The sequence below is a fragment of the Staphylococcus sp. NWU MK-U1 genome, from assembly GCF_033283505.1.
GTDB classification, from domain to species: domain Bacteria; phylum Bacillota; class Bacilli; order Staphylococcales; family Staphylococcaceae; genus Staphylococcus; species Staphylococcus haemolyticus.
Genome location: NZ_JAVSMG010000002.1, coordinates 310,772 through 334,818, shown reverse-complemented (window position 1 = coordinate 334,818; position 24,047 = coordinate 310,772). Strand labels below are relative to the sequence as shown.

Genomic DNA, 24,047 nt, shown 5'->3' with positions numbered 1-24,047 from the left:
TCATTTAATTTCTCTTGCTATTGTAAAATTTACTTCATTTATTTTCCATTTTCTGCCATATGTCTTAGTACTTTAACTTCATGAGGTGTCAGTACTCTGCCCTCACCTGCATTTAATCCTTTAAGATTCAAGTTGCCGAACTCAATTCTTGTTAATTTATCAACTTGATGTCCAAAATGCTCGAACATACGACGAACTTGTCGATTTCGTCCTTCACTAATAGTGATTTCTACAAGTGTAATATTTTTATCTTTATCTTGCTTTTTTACTTTGACTTGAGCTGGTTGAGTAAAACCATCTTCAAGTTCAATCCCATTTTCTAAAGCTTTAACTTCTTCTCTCATGAGGTAACCTTTTAATTTAGCCACATATTTTTTTTGAATATGATATCTTGGGTGAGTCATTAAGTTTGTAAATTCGCCATCATTAGTAAGTAACAATAATCCTGATGTATCATAATCTAATCTACCAACAGGATAAATTCTTGTCTCTAAATCTTTAAAGTAGTCAGTAACCACAGTTCGTCCTCTATCGTCAGACACACTTGTTATAACTTGAGTTGGTTTATAGAACAAAATATACATTTTGTCTTCTTGTTCAATTTTAATCCCTTCAACCTCAACTGTATCAGAACTTTTTACTTTAGTACCTAATTCAGTTACGGTTTGCCCGTTAACTTTAACTTTGCCTTCGGTAATTAAAGTTTCAGCTTTTCTGCGTGATGTGTATCCACTATTAGCAATTCGTTTTTGAAGCCTTTCTAATTCTTTACTCATTTTGTATCTCCTTTTTGATTTACTAAATTACTAAAGAAATCTTCCATTTCTTCTTCATCTTCTTCAGTTGTTGGTAAATCTTCAATTTTTTCTATTCCAAATACATTTAAAAACAAATCCGTTGTTTGTAAAGCATGACTACGAGAATTTTCTACATCTTTAGCTTCAATTAATCCACGTGCAATTAATGTTCTAACTGCTCCATCAGAATTAATTCCTCTAATTAATTCTATGTCACTACGACTCAATGGCTGATTATATGCAATAATTGATAATGTTTCCATTGCAGCTTGAGATAACTTCATATTAGATTTTTGTTCAATTAATTGTTCAATATAAGGTGAAGCTTCTTTTTTTGAAGTTAAAATATATGTTGAACCAAATTTTTGAATTATCAAACCACTAGAGGTGTATGATGAAATTAATTCAGATAATTTAGCTTGATTAATATCGAGAATTTCTAATAATTGCTTTTCGTCAAGCCCTTCATCCCCAGCTGTGTATAGTAATGCTTCTATGATTCCGTGTTTATCCAATATTAAAATTCACTCCTCTAATGATACGTATATCATCAAAACTTCTAACTTGTTCTATGTTGATTACTCCTGATTTAGACATCTCCAATATAGCTAAAAAGTGAGTAACCACCTGTTCTATTGGTTCGCTAAAAGTAAATAAACTGAAGAAGTTAAAAGATGTATGATGCTTTAATTGTGTCGTTACCTTTTCAGTGGCTTGTTGAATAGTGAAACTTTCTTTAATTATTTCAACTGTCTTAGGCTTACTAAGAGCTAATCTGCTTTTAACACGTTGATAAGCAACAATTAAATCCGTTAAATCTAAGGTTTGGCTCTCATCCCATGTGACGTTTTTCTCAAGATGGGATAAGTCAGTTGGGTGTTTAGTAAAATAGTGCTCTCGCTCTTCTTTTTTCTCAGTTAACAATTGTGTGTATTCTTTATAATTTTGATATTCAATTAATCGACCTACCAAATCTTCACGTGGATCTTCTTCAAGGTTATCGTCTACATCATGTTGAGGGAGTAATAATTTACTTTTTATCATTAATAGCTCTGAAGCCATAACTAAATATTCACTAGCTACATTAATTTCTAGTTGCTTCATAGCGTGGACATATTGCATATATTGCTCTGTTAATGATTTCATTGGTATATCATAAATATCAATTTCATATTTTTGAATTAAGTGGAGTAGCAAATCTAATGGGCCATTAAAGGCATCTAATTTTACTTCATACATATTAATCGTCCTCATATTGAATCTCTATCGTGCATAATTTACTAAAATATTATAGCATGAATAATACAAACATTAAATTAAGGATGAGATGTATTGGACAAAGCCCTAATCGATTTTTATTATTATTTTCACAATCACCAACATTATTTCTTATGTCATGATATTTTGGAAGAAGCATGGAAATCAAATATAAATTTTTCTAAAAAGGATGGCATAGTGAGTTTAATTTTATTTTCAACTGCTATGTACCATTATAGAAGAGGTAATACAAAAGGTGCACTTGTAACTTTGAAAAAGTCATTGGGCACTTTTGAAAAAGCAAATGATAAAACGTTGTTGCAACTTAATGAGCAAGATTATAAAACATTAATTTTAAGTCAAATTAAATCCATTGAAGATTCAAAATCTTTTAAACCTGTATACATACCGGTAAATAATATTTTTGAAAAACAGATTATTAATACTTATCCAGATTACAAATTTACAACACATTCAACTCAAGATGAATATATAGTTAATCATCATAAAAAACGAGATAGAAGTGATGTAATCATTGCAAGACATCAAGCGATGATTGAAAAACAAAATATTAGGAGTGGAAAGGATTTAAAATAAAATGTAGAGTAGCTCGACTTACATTAATTATAAAATATCTTTTTGGAAACTTTTATGAAAGTACTCTTAATCCACTCCCAATTTAAGAGTATTTATTTGTGGTCTAGGCTCTCGGATGAAATTGGTTATACATCTGTCTGATTTGAGTTTTAGAAACATGTGTATATAACTGAGTAGTAGAAATATCAGAATGACCTAACATCTCCTGAACTGCTCGTAAATCTGCGCCATTTTCTAATAAATGTGTAGCAAACGAGTGTCTTAATGTGTGTGGGGTCAAAGTTTTAGTAATATTCGCTCTTAAACCATATTGTTTAATTAGCTTCCATATACCTTGACGTGTCAAAGGTCGACCATGCAAATTCAAAAACAGTACATTCGTTACCGTTTTTTTAAGTAATTGAGGTCTAACAGTATTGATATAAGTATCTAAATATTCAATGACAGTGTCACCTAATGGAATGATTCTCTCTTTGTTCCCTTTACCGTAAACTTTAACAAATCCCATAATTAAGTTGACATCATCTATCTCGATTTGTATTAATTCAGTAACACGCATGCCTGTTGCATATAATAACTCTAAAATTGTACGATCGCGATACCCATTATTTTTAGTTAAATCCGGTGTTTCTAGTAACTGAATTACTTCTTCAACATCTAAAACATCTGGAAGTTTTTTCTCGTACTTAGGCGTTTCAATTAAAACGGTGGGATCTTTAGCAGCATATTTTTCGCGTAAAGCAAATTGATGAAAACTACGTATTGTTGAAATAAATCTTGCAATGGATTTTGCGGAAGCGCCTTGATCTATTAGAGAACCAAGGCATTCTTGTATTGTTTGTCTATCTATAAAATCAATATGAGCAATTTTTTGTTCTTGCATATATAATTGATATTTTTTCAAATCTCTGCGATAAGCGCCAATCGTATTTTCACTTAACCCTTTTTCAATTTGTATAAATTTTAAATATTCCTCGATAATTGTTTCCATGACAACACCTCTATTTGAATAAACTCAAATCATTTTTATGTAATAGTATTAAGAAAGACTAAGACAATGATTTAAAATTGTCCTAGCCTAATAGTTAATCTATTTTCCTTTAGCTTGGCATTCAGCGCAAACGCCGTGAAAAGTTAATCTGTGATCAAGAATTTTAAAGTTATATTCTGTTTCTACTCTTTCTTCAACTTGAGGTAATAAGTCTTCATGAATTTCATCAACTTTACCACATTCCATACACACTAAATGGTGATGGAAGTGTTTAGCGCCCTCTTTTCTTAAATCAAAGCGTGCAACACCATCACCAAAATTAATTTTGTCAACTACTTTTATTTCAGCTAAAAGTTCTAAAGTTCTATAAACAGTGGCGAGTCCAATTTCAGGTGCTTTGTCTTTCACTTTTAAATATACATCTTCCGCGCTTAGGTGATCCTTTTCATTTTCAATTAGAACTCGTACTGTGGCTTCTCTTTGTGGTGTTAATTTATATGAAGATTGTTGTAATTGTTGTTTAACTCGATTTAATCGTTCTTCCATGGGAGCGACACTCCTCTATCAATAATTATAATCATTTTAAATTGAAAATATTTCAATTACTAAATTACCAATATTTTCAATTAAATGCAAGAGATTTACAGCACTTAATTAGAATGATTATAATTTAATAATATATATTGTAAACCAATTATGGTTTTAGCATCTTCTATTTCATGATTATCAAGCAATGCTTTTATATCTGAAATCGGTACTTTATGCAATTCAACAAACTCATCTTCATCTAGGTTAAGTTGCCCTTCGCTTAGATTATTGCTGAAGTATATAGTGAGTTTTTCATTAGTGAATCCAGGACAACCATACATGTCTGTTATAAATTCTAAATTATTTGCCACATAACCTGTTTCTTCTTCTAATTCTCGTTTGGCAGCCTCTTCACGAACTTCATCTTGTTCTAATTTTCCAGCGGGTATTTCTAACAAAGCTTTTTCAACTGGTTTACGAAATTGCTTAACAAGTAATACTTCGTCATTAGGCGTTATTGCACAGATTGCCACTGCACCGTTATGGTAGACCAATTCTCTTCTAGATGTATTGCCATCAGGCAACTCCACATCATGAATTTCTAAATCTATAATTTTGCCATTATAAATTACTGTTCTATCAAACGTCTTTTCATTAAATTCCATTAAATTCACGTCCCTTTTAATTCATTATATAAATTGGTAAGATGAATGCGTTACCTAAAGTGTATCGAAAGGAGATTGGACATGCAAAAGAATATTTTAAAGAGTGGCATCGAAATTTCAGAATTAGGGTTAGGTTGTATGAGTTTAGGTACAGAGTATGATAATGCTGAACCTATCATTGAAAAAGCGATCGAAAGTGGTATCACTTATTTTGATACTGCTGATATTTATGATAGAGGGACTAATGAAGAAATTGTGGGCAATGCTTTAAAAAAATATCAAAATCGTGATGATATTGTAATTGGAACAAAAGTTGGAAATCGCCCTACTGAAGATGGAGGTACAACATGGGACCCTTCTAAGAAATATATTAAAGAAAGTGTAAAGGGATCGTTAAAACGATTAGGACTAGATCATATAGATCTATATCAATTGCATGGTGGTACAATAGATGATCCATTGGACGAAACGATTAGTGCATTTAATGAATTAAAGCAAGAAGGTATCATTAAGGCATATGGTATTTCTTCAATACGCCCAAATGTTATTGATTATTATTTAAAGCATAGTGAAATCGAGACAATTATGTCGCAATTTAATTTAATTGATAATCGTCCAGAACAATTATTGAATGACATCCATGCGAAAGGCGTTAAAGTATTAGCACGCGGACCCGTATTTAAAGGTTTGTTAACTTCCAATAGTATTGATGCTTTAGATCATAAATTTAGTGAGGGCATATTTGATTATACACATCATGATTTAGGAGAAACTATTGCTTCTGTTAAAGAAATAGAAAGTAATCTTAGTGCGTTATCTTTTGAATATTTAAAATCTCATGATGCACTTGGCGCAATTATCGTTGGCGCTAGTTCGCCACAACAATTAGAAGAAAACGTTAATAATTACAATAAAAAAGTAAGTCTTGATCAAGTGAAAGCAGCTCGAGAAAGAGTTAAGAACTTAGAATATACTCAACATTTAAAATAGATAACATGCTTAATTAATTTTTTAAATAATGACTTAGGTGTTAAGGACAATAAATTAAAAACTTGTCCTAAACACCTTTTTGTTTCAATTTAAATTGATTTTATTTAATATTGCTTTAAATATCTATGTTTATCATGTTCACTTTCTTCTTTAATCACTACATTCATGATTTCCCCTCTTAATATTAGCTCATGAAATTTGAAATCTATAAATGATTGTTCGGCAGAATCTAATGAATCATAATAGTCTTGTCCTAATAAATCTGTAATAGTAAAAATTGATTGTGGTGATAATGTATTCACATTCTCAATACATTGTTTGACGTCTCGATTCACACAACATAACATACAATCACTCCTATTTACTGTTTGTTTTTAAATAAAAAATGGAAAAAGCGATTCAAGAAATCTAGGACATAATTGATAAAATTTTAAAGCGGAGTGCATCCAATTAGGTTGATTGATTTCACATTTACCTCTAATAATACCGTCAATAATATCTTTAGCTAATAGTGTTGGATCTAACATCATTGCGTCATACTTGTGTGCATATGCGAGACTTGGGTCTGCTTTTTCGTGAAAAGGCGTTCGAACAGGTCCGGGATTAACTGACATGACATGGTAAGATGGATGTTCTAAACGAAGTGCATTCAGAACTGCATTAAAAGCCGCTTTAGATGCACCATAATGAGCCGCATTTGCCTGTGTGATGAATGCTGCTTGACTCGAAATCCCTACAATACTCGCATAATTGGATAAATATGGGAGTAAAGCATGCAGTAATAAATTAAAACCGATGATATTAACTTCGTAAGTTTCTAACATTTCATTAGTGGAATGTTGACTTATCGATTTAAAATACCCAAGGCCAGCACTATAAATGATACCGTCAATTTGAGTATCGATAAATTGTGGTAACATGCTAATAGCATTTTTATCTTGCAAATCACAAGTTAGCATTTGTACTCTCTTTTCATATGGTTTGAAATTGATTTGTTTATACTTTTCTTTGTTCCTAGCAAGAATTGTAACATGAGCCCCTTTTTTGATAAGTTGCTTAGTGATTTCAAGCCCCAATCCACTAGTGCCTCCAGTAACGATATAATGTTTACCTAACATAGTAATACCCTCTTTAATTATGATTAAGATTATGATAACTTAAATCATTTCATACATAAAGTTATCTATTGTTATAAAAAGAAGTGCACATGGATCACCTGAGCTAAAGCTCATGTGTATAGTGGGAGTGGAACAGAATTTTAGTTAAATTCATTGTTCCACCCCCGCAAAGATGACTAGAGTTGAGAAAAGCTCAAATTAAGCGACTTCTCAACTCAGTCAGCTACTGCGAATTCGCAATTTAGTTCTCATAATATTATTTATTTTGACATTTATTGATCACCTGAGCTAAAGCTCATGTGTATAGTAGCACTAACTTTTATAAAAAGAAGTGCACAGGGATCACCTGAGCTAAAGCTCATGTGTATAGTAGCACTAACTTTTATAAAAAGAAGTGCACAGGGATCACCTGAGCTAAAGCTCATGTGTATAGTAGCACTAACTTTTTAAAAAGAAGTGCTACTTATATGTTACTATGGTTTTATAAATTAAAGAGTGAGGATGATGTTGTCAATGAAATTAGTATTTTATGGTGCAGGAAATATGGCACAAGCAATCTTCAAAGGTATAATTAATTCAAAAAAATTAAAGTCACATGATATTTACTTAACGAATAAATCGAATGAAGAAGCGTTAAAAAATTTCGCTGAGGAATTAGGTGTTGAATACAGCTACGATGATGAAAAATTATTACAAGACGCAGATTATGTCTTTTTAGGTTCTAAACCTTATGATTTCGAAAAAGTAGCACAAAGAATTCAACCATACATCAATGAAAACAATCGCTTTATTTCTATTATGGCTGGTTTACCTATCAATTATATTCAGGAACAATTACATGTTGAAAATCCTATCGCTCGAATTATGCCTAATACAAATGCACAAGTTGGTCATTCTGTAACAGGTATCAGCTTTTCAGGAAATTTTGGACCTAAATCAAAAGAAGAGGTTATCGATTTAGTAAATGCTTTTGGTTCAGTAATTGAGGTAGATGAAGACCACTTACATCAAGTAACTGCGATTACAGGAAGCGGTCCTGCATTTTTATATCATGTCTTTGAACAATATGTTAAAGCAGGTACAGATTTAGGTCTTGAGAAGGATCAAGTTGAAGAATCAATTAAAAATTTAATTATTGGTACAAGTAAGATGATTGAAAGATCAGATTTAAGTATGGAACAGTTGCGTAAAAATATTACTTCTAAAGGTGGAACAACTCAAGCGGGTTTAAATGCACTAGCTCAACATGATATTGAAGCAATATTTAAGGATTGTTTGAATGCGGCAGTTCATCGTAGCGTTGAATTATCTAAAAATGAAGATAATTAAATTTTACTGTAAAAGAGACTAGGATAATGATTTCTATATGAATTCTATATCCTAGTCTCTTACTTTGTAATTTTAATTATACTTATTTTAAAAAGTTAAAGTATTAGTAGTATTTAAATTTTAAACGTATCAAAATCTTTAACAAATTCAAAATTTGGAACGTCTTCATTTGTCTTTAATTGTTGTTTAATAAGTTGAATATTCTCGTGATTATAGCGATTACTTAAATGTGTGATTAAGCTTCTTTTTACATTAGCTTGTTTTATTAATTCAAAAACATCTTCAATATGACTATGGTGATAATTATTTGCTAATGTTTTTTCGCCTTCAATGTATGTAGCTTCATGAATCATTACATCAGAATCTTTAGCGATGCTCAATTCCGACTGACATGGTTTTGTATCACCAAAGATGGATATAATTGGTCCGGGTTTAGCTGGCCCTTTGAAATCATCCGAATTATATACTTGTCCTTCATGTTCAAAATTATCGTAAGATTTTACTTCTTGATATTTTGGTCCAGGATATAAACCAATTGATTTAAGTGCCTCAACATCAATTGTTCCTGGTGTTGTCGGAGATTCAATGCGATAACCATAAGAAGGGATACCATGATTTAACAAATGTGCACTAATTGAGAATCCTTTATGATGATATGTGAAATGATTATCAATTTCTATATAAGTAATCGGATAGTTTAGGTGAGATTCAGATAATCTTAGAGTAGTCTCAATAAATTGTTGTAAACCTCTAGGACCAATAACTGTCAGTGGTTTGTCTTCTCCACCTTGAAAAGAACGGCTTGTTAGTAGTCCAGGCAATCCAAAAATATGATCTCCGTGCATATGCGTTATAAAAATATGGTCAACTTTTCCTAGCTTAATTGAATGATGTAATATTTGATGTTGTGTGCCCTCTCCGACATCAAATAGCCATATACTATTCGAAAAAGGCTCAAGGTTTAAAGCTATAGCTTGAGTATTTCTCTCTTTAGTAGGTAACCCAGCACTTGTTCCGAAGAATGTAACTTCCATGCATATGCCTCCTTTTCCTTCATTATATTTTATCATATGTGGTTATTTTTGCTATAAAAAGACATAAAATAAATGCATGAGATACATTTTGAGTTATAATGATATTAAATTGTGCATCATTCCATTATATAAGTGCCCTAGCAAAATAAGAAAATTAGGCAAATCAGTTTGAAGCGGTGCAAATATAATTTATAATAATACAATCATAGTATTAATAGAATTGAGGTTTTGAACTTGAGTAAACATTCTAAACATATTCCTTGTTTAATTACTATTTTCGGTGCTACCGGAGATTTAAGTCATAGAAAATTATTTCCATCACTATTTCACTTATTCCAACAAGATAATTTAGATGAACATATTGCAATAATTGGAATTGGACGTAGAGATTACACGAACGAAGTCTTTCGTGAACAAGTTAAAAGTTCTATCCAAAAGCATGTCAAAGATACGGATCAAATTGATGCATTTATGGAACATGTCTATTATTTTAAACATGATGTAAGTGATGAACAAAGTTATGATTCATTATTGAGTTTTTCAAATGAATTAGATTCACAATATCAGTTAAAAGGAAATCGCTTATTTTATTTAGCAATGGCACCTCAATTCTTTGGTATTATTTCGGATTACTTAAAATCATCTTGTTTAACCGATACTACTGGTTTTAAACGATTAGTTATTGAAAAACCATTTGGCAGTGATTTAAAATCGGCTGAGCAATTAAACAATCAATTAAGACGCTCATTTAAAGAAGAAGAAATATACAGAATTGATCATTATTTAGGTAAAGATATGGTTCAAAATATAGAAGTCTTGCGCTTTTCAAATGCGATGTTTGAACCATTATGGAATAATAAATACATTTCAAACATTCAAGTAACATCCTCAGAAGTATTAGGTGTTGAGGACCGTGGAGGTTATTATGAATCTAGTGGCGCATTAAAAGATATGGTACAAAATCATATGTTACAAATGGTTGCTCTTTTAGCTATGGAAGCGCCAATTAGCTTAAATAGTGATGATATACGTGCTGAGAAAGTTAAAGTATTGAAATCACTTAGACAGCTTGATCCTCAAGAAGTAAAACAAAATTTTGTACGTGGACAGTATGATGAAGGATTTATTGATGGTGAAAAAGTCATTGCCTATCGAGATGAAGATCGAGTAGCCGAAGATTCAAATACTCCAACTTTTGTATCAGGCCGACTAACAATTGATAACTTCCGTTGGGCTGGCGTACCTTTTTATATTAGAACGGGAAAACGTATGAAATCTAAATCGATTCAAGTTGTAGTTGAGTTCAAAGAAGTACCAATGAACCTATACTATCAGACCGATAAATTGTTGGATTCAAACTTATTAGTTATTAATATTCAACCTAATGAGGGTATATCACTTCATTTAAACGCGAAAAAGAACATCCAAGGTATTGATACCGAACCCGTTCAATTATCATATGCAATGAGTGCTCAAGATAAGATGAATACTGTGGATGCCTATGAAAATTTACTATTCGATTGTTTAAAAGGTGATGCTACAAACTTTACACATTGGGAAGAATTAAAATCTACATGGAAGTTTGTTGATGTTATACAAGATGAATGGACAATGAATGAACCTAACTTCCCTAACTATGAGTCAGGTACAAATGGACCATTAGAAAGTGATTTACTATTAAGTAGAGATGGTAATCATTGGTGGGATGATATTCAATAAACAGTTAATTGATAAGCCTATAGTGAAGCCTTTTGGACTAAAGTAATATTTTGAGTTCAACTATTATTTTAATAGTAGCTATCTAAATTGAGCATGTGCTCATAGTCAGCCTCTTTTAACTCTAGTTATTCTTTTGGTGGTGGGACAATGAATTGATTTTAAATTCTGTCCTACCACCCTTTTTTATTAAAAAATTCTCAATATGGCACATGTTAAGATGTATATTTTCTAAAAATAAGGTAAAATAAAAGTTAATGATTGTAAATTTATTGGAGTGAGAGTTTTGGACGTTATCAAGCAGATACAACAGGCAATTGTATTTATCGAAGATCGTTTATTAGAGCCGTTTAATTTGCAAGATTTGAGTGATTACGTTGGTCTTTCTCCTTACCATCTTGATCAATCATTTAAAATGATTGTTGGACAATCACCTGAACACTACGCACACGCAAGAAAAATGACTGCAGCTGCTAAAGAAATGGTTCAAAGTTCTTCAAGGTTAGTAGATGTCGCAAAAAAGTATAACTATCATAGTTCAAATGATTTTGCGAATGATTTCAGTGATTTTCATGGGATTTCACCAATTCAAGCATCTACAAAAAAAGATGAATTAAAATTACAAGAACGTTTATATATAAAGTTGACAACTACTGAACGAGCACCTTATCCATATAGACTAGATACCACGGAAGATATAGCATTAGTAGGTTATGTACGTTATATTGAAGCAAATAATTTATCTAATCCTTATAAAGTTCCTGATTTTTTAGAAGATTTAATTCTTGATGGTAAAATAAAAGATTTAAAAAGGTATAATAATATAAGTCCATATGAGTTATTTGTAATCACTTGTCCATTAGATAATGGATTGGAATTATTTATTGGTGTTCCAAGTGATAGATATCCATCTCATTTAGAAAGTAGAATATTACCTGGAAGACATTATGCGAAATTTAATCTCCAAGGTGAAATAGACTATGCGGTTAATGAAGCTTGGTATTATATCGAATCAAGTTTACAACTTACTTTACCTTATGAAAGAGATAGCTTATATGTTGAAATATATCCCTTTGATATCTCATTTGAGGACCCATTCACTAAAATTCAATTATGGTTGCCAATTGAACAAGAAAATTATGATTTGTAAATATCAAAGAAATACATTTTTTAATCAAAGCACCATATCTTTTTGCAAATCTATAACGATAAGTGTTATAATCTAAGTAACAAGAATATCTGCATTTTATGCACCAATCCCCTCACTATGCCAGTAGTGAGGGGATTTTTTGGTGTGGCTTGTCGCCTATTTACTTATTGTTACGGTTTCGAAGCCAATACGAAAATAACGCAACAATACAACCACTTGTTACTGTGGCTACGATGTGCACAAGAATATCTGCCATTTTAGCACCCCCTCTCTGCGTATAGATAAACGCCTGAGAGATAGGCGACTTATTTATTATATCATCCCTAATATATGAGTCATGTATTATTTACGGCCGTAAAATGATTTTTTATTTTTTCAATAAAAAAGAGGCTAGGACAAAAAGTATGTCCTAACCTTGCTTATGAATTAAATTTCTGCTACAAATGCTTCGAATGGCTTAAGTGATGTTGCATCTAATTGACTATTGTAGTTATGTAATTTGATTGCATCCTCATCGATATCAAATGGTAATGTTAATGAACTTTGTTTATCAGTTAAATTACCTGCAACCACTACAGTTTTGCCTTCTAATTGTCTAGTATAAGCAAACACGTTTTCATTTTCTTCATCAATTAAATCAAACTGTCCATACGTATAAATTTCATGCGATTTTTTTAATTGAATCAATTTTTTGTAAAAATTAAGTACAGAATGCTCGTCTTCTAATTGATGAGCTACATTAATATTTTTATAATTTGGATTAACTGGGAACCAAGGTTTTCCCTCTGTGAAGCCACCATTTGTAGAATCGCTCCATTGCATAGGTGTACGAGAATTATCACGATTTTCCATTCTATACTTATTTAATAATTGATCAACGTCTCCACCTTGTTCTTTTACAATTTGATATTCATTTCTAACCGCAACATCATTAAACGTTTCAATACTTTCAAAAGGATAATTGGTCATACCAATTTCTTGTCCTTGATAGATAAAAGGTGTACCTTGCTGTAGGAAATACACAACGGCGTGGCTTGTAGCAGATTCAAACCAGTAATCTTTATCGTTACCCCAAGTTGATACACGACGAGGTTGATCATGGTTTTCTATGAAAAGTGCATTCCAACCAATTCCTTCTAGTCTCTTTTGCCAGCGATTTAACACTTCTTTATATGATTTAACGTCAAATTGAGAATCACCAGTACTCCATAAACCTAAATGTTCAAATTGGAAGATCATATTGAATTTACCTTTATCTTCTCCAACCCACTCTTCTGCATTATCTGGATTTACACCGTTGGCTTCTCCAACAGTCATAATATCATATTGGCTTAGTGACTCATCTTTCATTTCTTGTAGCCAATTCTGAATACCAGGTTGATTCATATCTACATCAAAGGCTGGAGCATATTTTTTTCCTTCTGGTACAGGTAAGTCACCAGCTTCAAATGTTTTATTAATATGTGTAATAGCATCGACACGGAATCCATCAATACCCTTTTCAAACCACCAATTCATCATGTTAAATACTGATTCACGTACTTCAGGATTATCCCAATTTAAATCTGGTTGTTTTTTACTAAATAAATGGAAGTAATATTGATTAGTTGTTTCATCAAATTGCCATGTTGAACCATTAAAAATGCTCTCCCAGTTATTTGGTTCAGAACCATCATCTTTAGGGTCTGCCCATATGTACCAGTCTCTTTTTGGGTTATCTTTACTAGATTTTGATTCAATAAACCAAGGATGCTCATCAGATGTATGGTTAACGACTAAATCTAATATTAGTTTCATACCACGGTCATGTACACCTTTTAATAGACGATCAAAATCTTCCATAGTACCAAATTCATCCATAATATCTTGATAATCACTGATATCATATCCATTATCATCATTAGGTGATTTATACATTGGACTTAGCCATATAACATCAATACCTAAGTCTTTAAGATAGTCTAATTTTTCGATTACACCTGGTAAATCACCAATACCATCATTATTACTATCATTAAAACTTCTTGGATAAACTTGATACGCTACTACTTCTTTCCACCAATTTTTATTCATAATTATGCTCCTTTATATTTTTGTAGTTGATACCCTTTCAACTATTTGAGTTGAAATCAATTTTTCTCTAAAAGAAATAGTTTCATTACTTAATACATCAATGATTGTATTGCCTGCTGTAAAGCCTAATACATCTGGGTTAATGTTTACGCTTGTTTGAGATGGTGTTGCATTTTCAGTGAGAAAAGATGTATTAAACGTGGCAGTTTGTATATCCTCTGGAATGCGTAGTTGATATTCATAAAGCACATTTAATAATTGCATATTTAACATAGCATCAGACGTTATAATCACTGAAGGCTTATGATTAGCATCAATACAATATTGCTTTATACAATCACGTAAATCATTCATGGACTCTATTACGATACAGTCATTTGAAAGTTTAACGTTGTCGCAGTATTGTTTAAATCCTACTGTTCTATCTTCTGTAACTGCATAATGTCCAGATTCTTGTAAAAATAATATATGTCGGTGTCCTAAATGATATAAATATTGTGTTAATTGATAAGCTGCACCGATATTATCATTATCAATATGTATTATATTTTCGTAGTTCAAAGATTTCCCAATTACAAGATAAGGAACTTTAAACTCATAAAGTAGGTGCTCAATAGGATCATCTTTCAATGAATATAAAAGAATAAATCCATCCACACTTTTAGATTGAATCATTGTTTTTACTTCATGATATAAGTCCCCGCTATTTTCCGACACAGTCATTCTAGTTGAATAGCCTTTTACATTACATGCCTGATTAATACCATTAAGAACGTCACTATTAAATGGATTTTGACGTATTTCAGGGGTGGAACTTTTCTGTATTAATCCAATGGTCATAGTTTTATTTGTTATTAATGTTCTTGCTGCTTGATTGGGTATGTATCCTAATTTGGACATAGCTGCTTTGACTTTATTTGAAGTTGACTCACTAATTTTCGCATTGTTTCGTATCACCCTCGATACTGTAGATGTAGCTACATTAGCCTCTTTGGCAACATCTTTAATTGTAACCGTTGTATATCACCTCAATCTTTAAACTTTAGTAAACGCTTTCAATCATCTTATATTTTCATGGTATAGAATTCGTATTAGTAAGTCAATCATTTAGTGCAATCGTTTGCATAATTTTTTAAAAAAGAAGTAAACCATTGAATTGGTTTACTTCTGTAACTAGTATGTGATTACTCTTCAACCCATTGAGTATGGAAGATACCTTCTTTATCTTTACGTTCATACGTATGTGCACCGAAATAGTCACGTTGTGCTTGAATTAAGTTTGCTGGTAAATTTTCAGAGCGATAACTATCATAGTAGTTTACGCTGGCAGAGAATCCAGGTGTTGGTACGCCGTTACGTACACCTGTTGCTACTACATCTCTCAATGCATCTTGATATTCTGTGACAATACCTTTGAAATAAGGATCTAATAAAAGGTTTTGTAATTCTGAGTTGTTATCATAAGCGTCTTTAATTTTTTGTAAGAATTGAGCACGAATAATACAACCTTCACGCCATATCATTGCTAGATCGCCTAATTTTAAATTCCATTCATTTTCTTCACTAGCTTTACGCATTTGCGCAAATCCTTGTGCGTATGAACAAATTTTACTCATATATAATGCTTTACGGATTTTTTCTAAGAATTCATCTTTATTACCAGTAAATTCTGCTTTAGGACCGTTTAATTCCTTAGAAGCATTCACACGTTCTTGTTTAATTGATGAAATGAAACGAGCAAATACTGATTCAGTAATAATTGTTAAAGGAATACCTAATTCTAAGGCATTGATAGAAGTCCATTTACCTGTACCTTTTTGCCCCGCAGTGTCTAAGATCTTTTCGACAAGTGCCTCATTGCCATCATCTAATTTAGTGAAGATATCACCAGTGATTTCAATTAAATAACTTTCTAATTCACCAGCATTCCATTCTTTAAATGTCTTAGAGATGTCTTCATGTGACATACCTAATAAATCTTTCATCATCGCATAGCTCTCTGCTATAAGTTGCATATCTGCATATTCAATACCATTATGAACCATCTTAACATAGTGACCGGCACCATTTGGTCCAATATATTCTACACATGATGCACCATCTTTTGCTTTTGCAGCAATTGCATCTAGTATATCACTCACTTTATTATAAGCTGCTTCTTGACCACCTGGCATTAATGAAGGACCAGTAAGGGCACCTACTTCACCACCAGATACACCCATGCCAATAAAGTTAATACCACTTTCAGCTAAGGCTTTATTACGACGGATAGTATCTTGATAATTAGTGTTACCACCATCAATTAAAATGTCATCATCATCTAATAATGGAAGTAAACTGTCAATTGTTGCATCTGTTGCAGGACCTGCTTTAACCATTAATAAAATTTTACGTGGTTTTTCTAATGAATTAACAAATTCTTCTAAAGAATATGTTGGGTGGATTTGTTTACCTTTAGATTCTTTAACCATTTCATCTGTTTTTTCGCTTGAACGGTTATATACAGAAACATTATAACCACGTGATTCAATGTTCCAAGCGAGGTTTTTACCCATTACTGCTAAACCTACTACACCTATTTGTTGAGTCATATTACTTACCTCTCTCATTCAATTTTTCAATAGTATTGTATCATAAAACTTGAAAGTACTTCACTAAACTAAATTACGATTTAGCTACTAAGTCAATAATTTTGACAATTTGTTTTGCCAATTGATTAAGTGAATTTACTGAAATACGTTCAGATGTCGTGTGAATATGTTCGTAGCCCACACCTAAAATGACTGTAGGAATTCCAAATGTATTAATAATACTGCCATCTGATCCGCCTCCAGCAATAACAGTATCCCCTGCTAATCCAAGTTCTCTAGCACTATTGATAGCAAATTGAGTTACTTTGTCATCATTTTCTATTTTAAAACCAGGGTAGCTCTTCTCAATGATAACTTTTGCTTCACCACCTAATTCTTGTGCGGTAGTCTCGAATATTTCCTTCATGTGAGTAACTTGTTGTTCAATACTTTGATTATCATGAGAGCGTGCCTCAGCTTCTAAAACTACTTCATCAGCAACGATATTTGTAGCAGAGCCACCATGAAATTTACCTATATTAGCAGTAGTATAGTCATCAATTTGTCCTAGCTTCATGCGACTAATAGCTTTTGCAGCAATGTTTATTGCACTAATACCTTCTGAAGGTGTACTAGCATGAGCTGTTTTTCCTAAAATAGTTGTGTTTATTACCATTTGAGTTGGTGCTCCTACTACTGTTTTGCCAACGGGTTGACTAGCATCAACTGCATAACCAAACTCAGCGTCAATGTATGATGTATCTAGTTCTTTAGCACCTTTAAGACCAGATTCTTCACCAACAGTAATAATAAATTGGATTTGGCCATGTGGAATTTCATTTTCATTTAGATATTGAATGGTTTCAAGTATTGCTGCTAATCCCGCCTTATCATCAGCACCTAGAATGGTACTACCATCAGAATAAATATAACCATCCTCTTTAATTTGAGGTTTAATATTTATTCCAGGTACAACAGTGTCCATGTGACTAGTGAAGTAAATTTTAGACACATCTTCTTTCGCACTAGTGGCTGGTAAAGTACAAATAAGATTGTTAGCACCTAACCATGACTTTTCTGATGCATGATCTTCAATTACATTTAAACCTAGTTCTTCAAATTTCTTTTTTAAAATGGGTTGAATGACTTCCTCATGTCCTGTTTCAGAATTTATTTGGACTAATTCTAAAAATGTTTCAAGTAATCGTTGACTGTTTATCATTATGACAAAACCCCTTTCTCATTTGATTTCTATTTTAACTAATTTTCTACAATATCAAAAATAAATTGATTGCCATTTGTATAAAAATCATTTATGGTTAATTTATATATTAAGTAAAGTGTATTATGTAAGTGTTTTTAAATAAGGAGCGTTAAATAGTGAATAATAAAGTGTTAAGAATTATAATAATTGTAATGTTGATTGCAATTGTCGCAGCATTACTACTAACAAGTTTAGTGCCTCTAATGCATTAATCTTCGCAATAAAAAGGAGTCCGGAACATAAAGTTCCAGGATAAGTAAATAAAGACAATTTCTATTGAAATAATATAGAAATTGTCTTTTTGATAATGTTTTTGATTATTTTCAGCTCGTTGAGCTTTTACTTTTCTTATATTAAGTGCCATTAGCACAAATCCTAGTTCTCTTTTGGCTTTATTTATCCCTCGAACGGACATTCGAGTGAAACCCAAAATAGCTTACATAAATCCAAAAACAGGCACCACATCATTTTTTCTTTGACTGTAGTTGGTTTTTGGTTCTGAAAGCTTTTTATTAATTTGGGCTTTAAAATATTCCCAATTATAATTCTTCATTATTTTTTTATTTTCTTTTGAATTGAAGTTCATACATTGTTATTTCAGCGGACATTCTGAATAATCATCACATTCATATAATTTAAAGTCTCGTTTAAAACCATTCTTATCATGGCGATAGGCATATCTTTTGAATCCTATTCTTTTATTGTTCGGACAAATGAATTCATCGAATTCGGTCTTAGGGATTGTTTCAACAATATCATTTACAAGTCTTGAAATACCATTTGTTGGGATAAGAACTGAAGTTTATTGAATTATACTAAAATGCCTTATTTTTTAAAGTAATTGAATGGAAAATTACATATAAATACAAAGTATTTTGGCGAGACTCTTGAGGGAACAGGACAAGTTGAAGACTACAGGCTGAAGCTGTCCCCTAAGAAGGGCCCCAACACAGAGAAACTGAGTTAATTAGTTTCTACAAGCAAAGCACGTTGGGCAAGCGAGCCACGAATACGAAGTATTGTAAATAAAGAAGCCAGTAAATGAATTTATAAAAACTCATTTACTGGCTATTTTGCTAGGAATTATGTACCAGCTTTTTTTATTTAATCACTAATTATATTTCATTGTGTAACCGTAGTGATCCAAATTGAGATTTAATGTTTAAATACTCTTCTAGTTCATTTAATATTTGCATCATACTTGAACGTGATTTTAAAGATTGATGAGATTTAGGAAGTGGTAATTCGTCTAGTGATAAACGGATTTCATACAGTGAATGTAATCGTAAAGCAGTATAATCATTACTATTTACGTTATTACCAATTTCTGACATTAAATGAGATACATCAGTCAGTAATGGGTCATCGACAGTAACTTGATTTAATAACGGTTTAATTCTGCGCAATAATTCAAGTTGTTCTTGTCTCATATCAAAATAGTGATAATATGAATTTTCATTTCTAATAAAATGATTTTTAACATCTCTAAATGCGATTGATTTGGCTTTTCGAATGTCTAATTGGAGTTTTTCGAAAGATAAAGTAAGATCATTATTATAATTTGAGCAAGCTTCGCTATATGTCATAAAGATTTCTTTGAAGCCTTTTTCTATATCTTTCTTAAAAGAAACTAATGTTTTGTCTAAACTTGGCATAATTAAATTCATGATGAATGCGATTCCTAGTCCAATAGTTAATAAGAGTAATTCATTTATGATTAAATGTAAATTAATCGTAGTTGCATTGAAAACATGTAATAATATAACACAACTAGTTACAACACCCTCTTGAACTTTCAACATAACAGTTATCGGAATAAATAATAATACAATTAATCCCAAAACAAGCGCATTCTGACCTAATAAGCTAAAAACCAATGAACCAAACATTAGAATTAGTATACAAGATACAAATCTTGATACGATAGCTTGTACTGAGTGAACTTTAGTATGTTTAATACATAATACAATGAGGATAGCACTTGATGCGTAATTAACAAGCCCCATCCATTTAGCTAAAATAACACCTAATGTGATACCTACTGCTGTTTTAAGCGTTCTAAATCCAATCTTATAAGGATTTAACTTTAACATTAGTAAATCCTCTTATCTTTCGTCGCAATATTTATCAAATAGGCCTTGTAACTGATTAATAACATCCATTACATCACGGCCTTCAATTTGATGACGTTCAATCATTTCTGTGATTTTACCATCTTTAATTAATGCAAATGATGGACTTGAAGGTGCATAACCCTCAAAATAGTCTCTAGCCTGTTGCGTAGCCTCTTTATCTTGTCCAGCAAATACTGTAACAAGTCTATCAGGTAGTTTATCATAGTGTAATGCATGTGATGCTGCTGGACGTGCAATTCCTCCCGCACATCCACAAACTGAATTAACCATTACTAATGAAGTACCATTTTGTTGTAATACTTTATCAACTTCATCTGCAGTTGTTAATTGTTCATATCCCGCATTTTCAATTTCATTACGAGCTTGTTCAACCACGCCGTTCATATATAAATCAAAATTTAAATCCATTTTAATCACCTTTCAATCTTTTATTTATTCAATGCTATTCTACTAAATATAAGTGTTAGAGTTCAAATAGCTTGTCCAGGGAATATGATATATCATTTTAAACTAGTAGATACTTGTATTTTCTATTGTGAATTGTTCAATACGTTCTTTAACTTGAGACATGAAGCGCCCTGTTTGAACACCATCAAGTATTCTATGATCAATTGAAATACACAAATTAACCATGCTTCTAATTGCAATCATATCATCAATAACGACTGGTTTTTTTACAATAGATTCTACTTGTAAAATCGCTGCTTGTGGATGATTTATAATTCCCATTGATGAAACGGATCCAAATGTACCAGTATTATTAACTGTAAATGTTCCACCAGACATATCTTCTTGTGATAGCTGTTTATTTCTTGCTTTAAGTGCTAGTTCATTTATCTCTCTAGCAATACCTTTGATTGATTTTTCATCAGCGTGTTTAATAACAGGAACATATAGTTTATCTTCATCTGCTACAGCAATTGAAATATTAATATCTTTATGAAGAATAATTTCTTCTCCATCCCAGCTACTATTTAATAGTGGGTTTGATTTTAATGCTTCTGCAACAGCTTTTACAAAGAATGCAAAGAAAGTTAAATTATAACCTTCGTTCTCTTTGAACGAATTCTTATGATGATTTCTAGTTTTAACTAAGTTTGTTGCATCAACTTCAAGCATCATCCAACCATGAGGGATTTCAGTTACACTTGTCACCATGTTTTGAGCTATTGCTTTACGAACACCTTTGACTGGTATAGATTGACCAAATTGACTCTGAGCAGAATCCACGTTGGATTTCGTATGTTCGAAACTAGATAGTGAATTGTTATTTATTTTCGGTTCCTGATGACTTGAATTAATATGATTTTCAATATCTTTTTTAGTCACACGTCCTTCAAAACCTGTGCCAGGAACTAATGATAAATCAATATCATTTTCAGATGCAATTTTAAAAACTACTGGTGAATATCGACCGTTATTAAGTAATGATGCTTGTGTATGTGCATTTGTTTTAACAGAATGATTTACTTCTTTATCAGAAATATTTTTTGAAGCCGATGCTGACGTTTCGACTGTTAATGTATCATTACCATTTATATTTAAATTTGTCGAATCCTTAACGGTTTCAATATCGGTATTTTTAGTGTTGGTAGAATTATCTGTTTCAGAAGTTTCAATTTTACAAATAACATGATCTATTTGAACTGTTTCACCTTCTAAAACTAAAATTTCAGTGATAGTACCAGATACAGTTGAAGGTACTTCAGCAGTTACTTTATCAGTAATTACCTCACATAAGGGTTCATATTCATCAACATAGTCACCCACTGAAATAAGCCATTGCTCAATAGTACCTTCATGAACACTTTCGCCTAGTTTTGGCATTTTTATATCCATAACTTTTCCTCCTTAAAATTGTGCAAGTTCTCGCATTTTTTCTAAGATTTTATCAGGATTCATCATAACTTCATTTTCAAGATTAGGAGAAAATGGCATTGAAGGAACATCCGGTCCAGCTAATCTCATAATAGGTGCATCAAGTTCAAATAAACAGTTTTCAGCTATGATTGCAGAGACTTCTGACATGACACTGCCCTCTAGATTATCTTCTGTTACTAATAAAATCTTGCCATTCATTTTAGCACGTTCAATAATTGTTTCTTTATCTAGAGGATAAACAGTTCTCAAATCAACTATTTCAACACTAATACCATCTGCTGATAAAATATCAGCAGCTTGCATACAATAATTTACACACAAACCATATGTAAATACAGTTATGTCATTCCCTTCACGTTTTACATCAGCTTTTCCAAGAGGAACTGTATAATAACCATCTGGCACTTCTTCTTTCAAGAAGCGATATGCTTTTTTATGTTCAAAGAACAATACTGGATCGTTTGACTCAATAGAGGATAATAATAATCCTTTAGCATCATAAGGAGATGAAGGTATGACAATAGTTAGCCCAGGTGTAGACGCAAAGATGCTCTCGATACTTTGAGAATGATATAAACCACCATGTACCCCACCACCAAAGGGTGCTCTGATTGTGATAGGACATTGCCAGTCATTATTTGAACGATAGCGCATTTTAGCTGCTTCACTAATAATCTGATTAACTGCAGGAAGTATAAAATCTGCGAATTGAATTTCTGCAATTGGTCGTTTACCAATCATTGCTGCTCCAATAGCAGTCCCTACAATATTTGATTCAGCCAAAGGTGTATCTATTACTCTTTCAACACCATATTTATCTTGAAGACCTCTAGTTGCACCAAAAACGCCACCTTTACGTCCTACATCTTCACCTAATATAAATACGTTATTATCATGTTCCATGGCTAGGTCTTGCGCTTGTTGTATTGCTTCAATATAATTCATTTTACTCATTGCCCATACCTCCTTCTGGGTCATAAACAAATTGATATGTTTCTTCTACAGATGGATATGGCGCTTTTTCTGCATCTTTAGTGGCTTTATTAATAATTTCTTTATGCTCTTGCTCTATATTGTCTAACCATTCTTGATTAATAATCTCTTTTTCTAATAAATAATCTTTAAATTTAAGGTTACAATCATAAGTTTTTAATGCTTCTCTTTCTTCTTTCGTACGATATGTATCATCATCATCTGAAGAATGTGGCGTCATACGATGTGTTATAGCTTCAATTAGAGTGGCACCCTCACCATTTAGTGCACGTTCTCTAGCATCTTTCATAGCTTTATACATTGCTATCGGATCATCCCCATCTACTGTCTCACCATATATGCCATATCCTAAGGCTCTATCAGAAAGTTTTTCTGCAGCGTATTGTAATGTATTAGGCACAGATATCGCATATTTATTATTGATGATGACACAAACAAATGGTAATTTATGAACGCCTGCAAAGTTTAAACCCTCATGAAAATCTCCTTGATTTGAACTTCCCTCACCGACAGTTGCCGTAGCAATATTTGGTTTTTTATCCATTTTTAAAGCTAATGCAGCTCCAACTGAATGTGGTATTTGTGTAGCAACTGGAGAACTTTGTGATAATATGCCCTTTTCACGATGACTATAGTGAGAGGGCATTTGTTTTCCTCCAGAATTAATATCATCTTTTTTTCCAAATGAAGCTAGCATTGTATCATATGGAGAAATCCCCATAAAAGTAACAAATGCTAAATCTCTATAATATGGAGATGAAATATCTCCTTCTTTCATAGCGTATGCCATTCCTATTTGTGTAGCCTCTTGTCCTTGTCCACTAACAACAAATGGAATTTTACCTGCGCGGTTTAATAACCATAATCGTTCATCTACTTTTCTACCTAAATCCATCCATTTATAGATTTCTTTAAGGTCTTCTTCTGAAAGTCCGACAGATTTATAATCAATCATCTTT

The 24,047-nt window shown here is 32.0% G+C and carries 24 protein-coding genes and 2 pseudogenes; 6 read left to right on the top strand and 20 right to left on the bottom strand.

Annotation, left to right across the window (positions count from 1 at the left end):
* Positions 1-38: 38 nt before the first annotated feature.
* The 3 genes from SBL16_RS04730 to SBL16_RS04720 are packed head-to-tail and all read right to left on the bottom strand — an operon-like array spanning position 39 to position 2,036.
* Positions 39-776: a pseudouridine synthase gene (locus SBL16_RS04730; RefSeq protein ID WP_011275719.1), complete on the bottom strand. Its 738-nt coding sequence runs from the start codon at positions 774-776 to the stop codon at positions 39-41.
* Positions 773-1,312: an SMC-Scp complex subunit ScpB gene (gene scpB, locus SBL16_RS04725; RefSeq protein WP_107611570.1), complete on the bottom strand. Its 540-nt coding sequence runs from the start codon at positions 1,310-1,312 to the stop codon at positions 773-775. Before scpB ends, SBL16_RS04730 begins: the two co-directional genes overlap by 4 nt.
* Positions 1,305-2,036: a segregation and condensation protein A gene (locus SBL16_RS04720; RefSeq protein WP_037537038.1), complete on the bottom strand. Its 732-nt coding sequence runs from the start codon at positions 2,034-2,036 to the stop codon at positions 1,305-1,307. The genes scpB and SBL16_RS04720 overlap by 8 nt, the downstream gene beginning before the upstream one ends.
* Before the next feature lie 93 nt (positions 2,037-2,129).
* Here SBL16_RS04720 and SBL16_RS04715 point away from each other — a divergent pair, with 93 nt between their 5' ends.
* Positions 2,130-2,651 (top strand): DUF309 domain-containing protein, encoded by a 522-nt coding sequence (locus tag SBL16_RS04715; protein WP_107611571.1) that lies wholly within the window; start codon positions 2,130-2,132, stop codon positions 2,649-2,651.
* A gap of 103 nt (positions 2,652-2,754) precedes the next feature.
* Here the strand turns inward: SBL16_RS04715 and xerD are convergent, their stop codons facing one another.
* The 3 genes from xerD to SBL16_RS04700 form a co-directional block, all read right to left on the bottom strand.
* Positions 2,755-3,642 (bottom strand): site-specific tyrosine recombinase XerD, encoded by an 888-nt coding sequence (xerD, locus tag SBL16_RS04710; RefSeq protein WP_107611572.1) that lies wholly within the window; start codon positions 3,640-3,642, stop codon positions 2,755-2,757.
* 99 nt (positions 3,643-3,741) lie between these two features.
* Positions 3,742-4,188: a Fur family transcriptional regulator gene (locus SBL16_RS04705; protein ID WP_011275714.1), complete on the bottom strand. Its 447-nt coding sequence runs from the start codon at positions 4,186-4,188 to the stop codon at positions 3,742-3,744.
* 104 nt (positions 4,189-4,292) lie between these two features.
* The gene (locus SBL16_RS04700; protein WP_107611573.1) at positions 4,293-4,835 is read right to left on the bottom strand and encodes an NUDIX hydrolase; all 543 of its coding nucleotides are present in this window, start codon (positions 4,833-4,835) and stop codon (positions 4,293-4,295) included.
* Positions 4,836-4,916: 81 nt separating this feature from the next.
* Between SBL16_RS04700 and SBL16_RS04695 the strand changes: the two genes are divergently transcribed.
* Complete coding sequence (locus SBL16_RS04695; protein WP_107613695.1) at positions 4,917-5,825, top strand: aldo/keto reductase; 909 nt, start codon at positions 4,917-4,919, stop codon at positions 5,823-5,825.
* Positions 5,826-5,929: 104 nt separating this feature from the next.
* Here SBL16_RS04695 and SBL16_RS04690 read toward each other — a convergent pair whose 3' ends face one another.
* Together SBL16_RS04690 and SBL16_RS04685 are read right to left on the bottom strand one after the other, a co-directional pair.
* Positions 5,930-6,172 (bottom strand): hypothetical protein, encoded by a 243-nt coding sequence (locus SBL16_RS04690; RefSeq protein WP_037537033.1) that lies wholly within the window; start codon positions 6,170-6,172, stop codon positions 5,930-5,932.
* Between the two features lie 14 nt (positions 6,173-6,186).
* A pseudogene (locus tag SBL16_RS04685) lies at positions 6,187-6,943 on the bottom strand (SDR family NAD(P)-dependent oxidoreductase).
* Between the two features lie 513 nt (positions 6,944-7,456).
* On the opposite strand from SBL16_RS04685, the gene proC reads away from it, so the two are divergent.
* Entirely contained in the window at positions 7,457-8,272 is an 816-nt protein-coding gene (gene proC, locus SBL16_RS04680) for a pyrroline-5-carboxylate reductase (protein ID WP_037537029.1), read from the top strand.
* 113 nt (positions 8,273-8,385) lie between these two features.
* Here proC and rnz read toward each other — a convergent pair whose 3' ends face one another.
* A complete protein-coding gene (rnz, locus tag SBL16_RS04675; protein WP_107611576.1) occupies positions 8,386-9,306 on the bottom strand; it encodes a ribonuclease Z in 921 nt (306 codons plus the stop codon).
* Between the two features lie 234 nt (positions 9,307-9,540).
* Here rnz and zwf point away from each other — a divergent pair, with 234 nt between their 5' ends.
* Complete coding sequence (gene zwf, locus SBL16_RS04670) at positions 9,541-11,025, top strand: glucose-6-phosphate dehydrogenase (protein ID WP_317952954.1); 1,485 nt, start codon at positions 9,541-9,543, stop codon at positions 11,023-11,025.
* Between the two features lie 283 nt (positions 11,026-11,308).
* Positions 11,309-12,172: an AraC family transcriptional regulator gene (locus SBL16_RS04665; protein ID WP_053017292.1), complete on the top strand. Its 864-nt coding sequence runs from the start codon at positions 11,309-11,311 to the stop codon at positions 12,170-12,172.
* Between the two features lie 160 nt (positions 12,173-12,332).
* Here the strand turns inward: SBL16_RS04665 and SBL16_RS04660 are convergent, their stop codons facing one another.
* The 5 genes from SBL16_RS04660 to SBL16_RS04640 all read right to left on the bottom strand — a co-directional run bounded on the left by SBL16_RS04660 (position 12,333) and on the right by SBL16_RS04640 (position 18,037).
* The gene (locus tag SBL16_RS04660) at positions 12,333-12,428 is read right to left on the bottom strand and encodes a type I toxin-antitoxin system Fst family toxin (protein ID WP_107609979.1); all 96 of its coding nucleotides are present in this window, start codon (positions 12,426-12,428) and stop codon (positions 12,333-12,335) included.
* Between the two features lie 170 nt (positions 12,429-12,598).
* Positions 12,599-14,245 carry an alpha-glucosidase gene (locus tag SBL16_RS04655; RefSeq protein ID WP_317952950.1) on the bottom strand — a complete coding sequence of 549 codons (1,647 nt, stop codon included), beginning with the start codon at positions 14,243-14,245 and terminating at the stop codon, positions 12,599-12,601.
* A gap of 12 nt (positions 14,246-14,257) precedes the next feature.
* On the bottom strand, positions 14,258-15,253 hold the full coding sequence (locus SBL16_RS04650; protein WP_107611579.1) for a LacI family DNA-binding transcriptional regulator: 996 nt from the start codon (positions 15,251-15,253) through the stop codon (positions 14,258-14,260).
* Positions 15,254-15,429: 176 nt separating this feature from the next.
* Positions 15,430-16,836, bottom strand: a complete 1,407-nt coding sequence (gene gndA, locus SBL16_RS04645) for an NADP-dependent phosphogluconate dehydrogenase (RefSeq protein ID WP_107611580.1) — start codon at positions 16,834-16,836, stop codon at positions 15,430-15,432.
* A 73-nt stretch (positions 16,837-16,909) separates the two neighbouring features.
* The gene (locus tag SBL16_RS04640) at positions 16,910-18,037 is read right to left on the bottom strand and encodes a M20/M25/M40 family metallo-hydrolase (protein WP_317952947.1); all 1,128 of its coding nucleotides are present in this window, start codon (positions 18,035-18,037) and stop codon (positions 16,910-16,912) included.
* 158 nt (positions 18,038-18,195) lie between these two features.
* Between SBL16_RS04640 and prli42 the strand changes: the two genes are divergently transcribed.
* Positions 18,196-18,291, top strand: a complete 96-nt coding sequence (prli42, locus tag SBL16_RS04635) for a stressosome-associated protein Prli42 (protein WP_011275700.1) — start codon at positions 18,196-18,198, stop codon at positions 18,289-18,291.
* Here prli42 and SBL16_RS04630 read toward each other — a convergent pair.
* The 6 genes and pseudogenes from SBL16_RS04630 to SBL16_RS04605 form a co-directional block, all read right to left on the bottom strand.
* Positions 18,288-18,803 (bottom strand): annotated as a pseudogene (locus SBL16_RS04630) (transposase); the annotation flags it as partial. The gene prli42 and the pseudogene SBL16_RS04630 overlap by 4 nt on opposite strands.
* A gap of 391 nt (positions 18,804-19,194) precedes the next feature.
* Positions 19,195-20,172, bottom strand: a complete 978-nt coding sequence (locus SBL16_RS04625) for an aromatic acid exporter family protein (protein ID WP_107634616.1) — start codon at positions 20,170-20,172, stop codon at positions 19,195-19,197.
* Between the two features lie 12 nt (positions 20,173-20,184).
* The gene (gene brxB / locus SBL16_RS04620) at positions 20,185-20,622 is read right to left on the bottom strand and encodes a bacilliredoxin BrxB (RefSeq protein WP_107611583.1); all 438 of its coding nucleotides are present in this window, start codon (positions 20,620-20,622) and stop codon (positions 20,185-20,187) included.
* Between the two features lie 102 nt (positions 20,623-20,724).
* On the bottom strand, positions 20,725-22,053 hold the full coding sequence (locus SBL16_RS04615) for a dihydrolipoamide acetyltransferase family protein (RefSeq protein WP_317952942.1): 1,329 nt from the start codon (positions 22,051-22,053) through the stop codon (positions 20,725-20,727).
* 12 nt (positions 22,054-22,065) lie between these two features.
* Positions 22,066-23,049, bottom strand: a complete 984-nt coding sequence (locus SBL16_RS04610; RefSeq protein WP_107611585.1) for an alpha-ketoacid dehydrogenase subunit beta — start codon at positions 23,047-23,049, stop codon at positions 22,066-22,068.
* Complete coding sequence (locus SBL16_RS04605; RefSeq protein WP_107611586.1) at positions 23,042-24,043, bottom strand: thiamine pyrophosphate-dependent dehydrogenase E1 component subunit alpha; 1,002 nt, start codon at positions 24,041-24,043, stop codon at positions 23,042-23,044. Before SBL16_RS04605 ends, SBL16_RS04610 begins: the two co-directional genes overlap by 8 nt.
* Between the last annotated feature and the right edge of the window lie 4 nt (positions 24,044-24,047).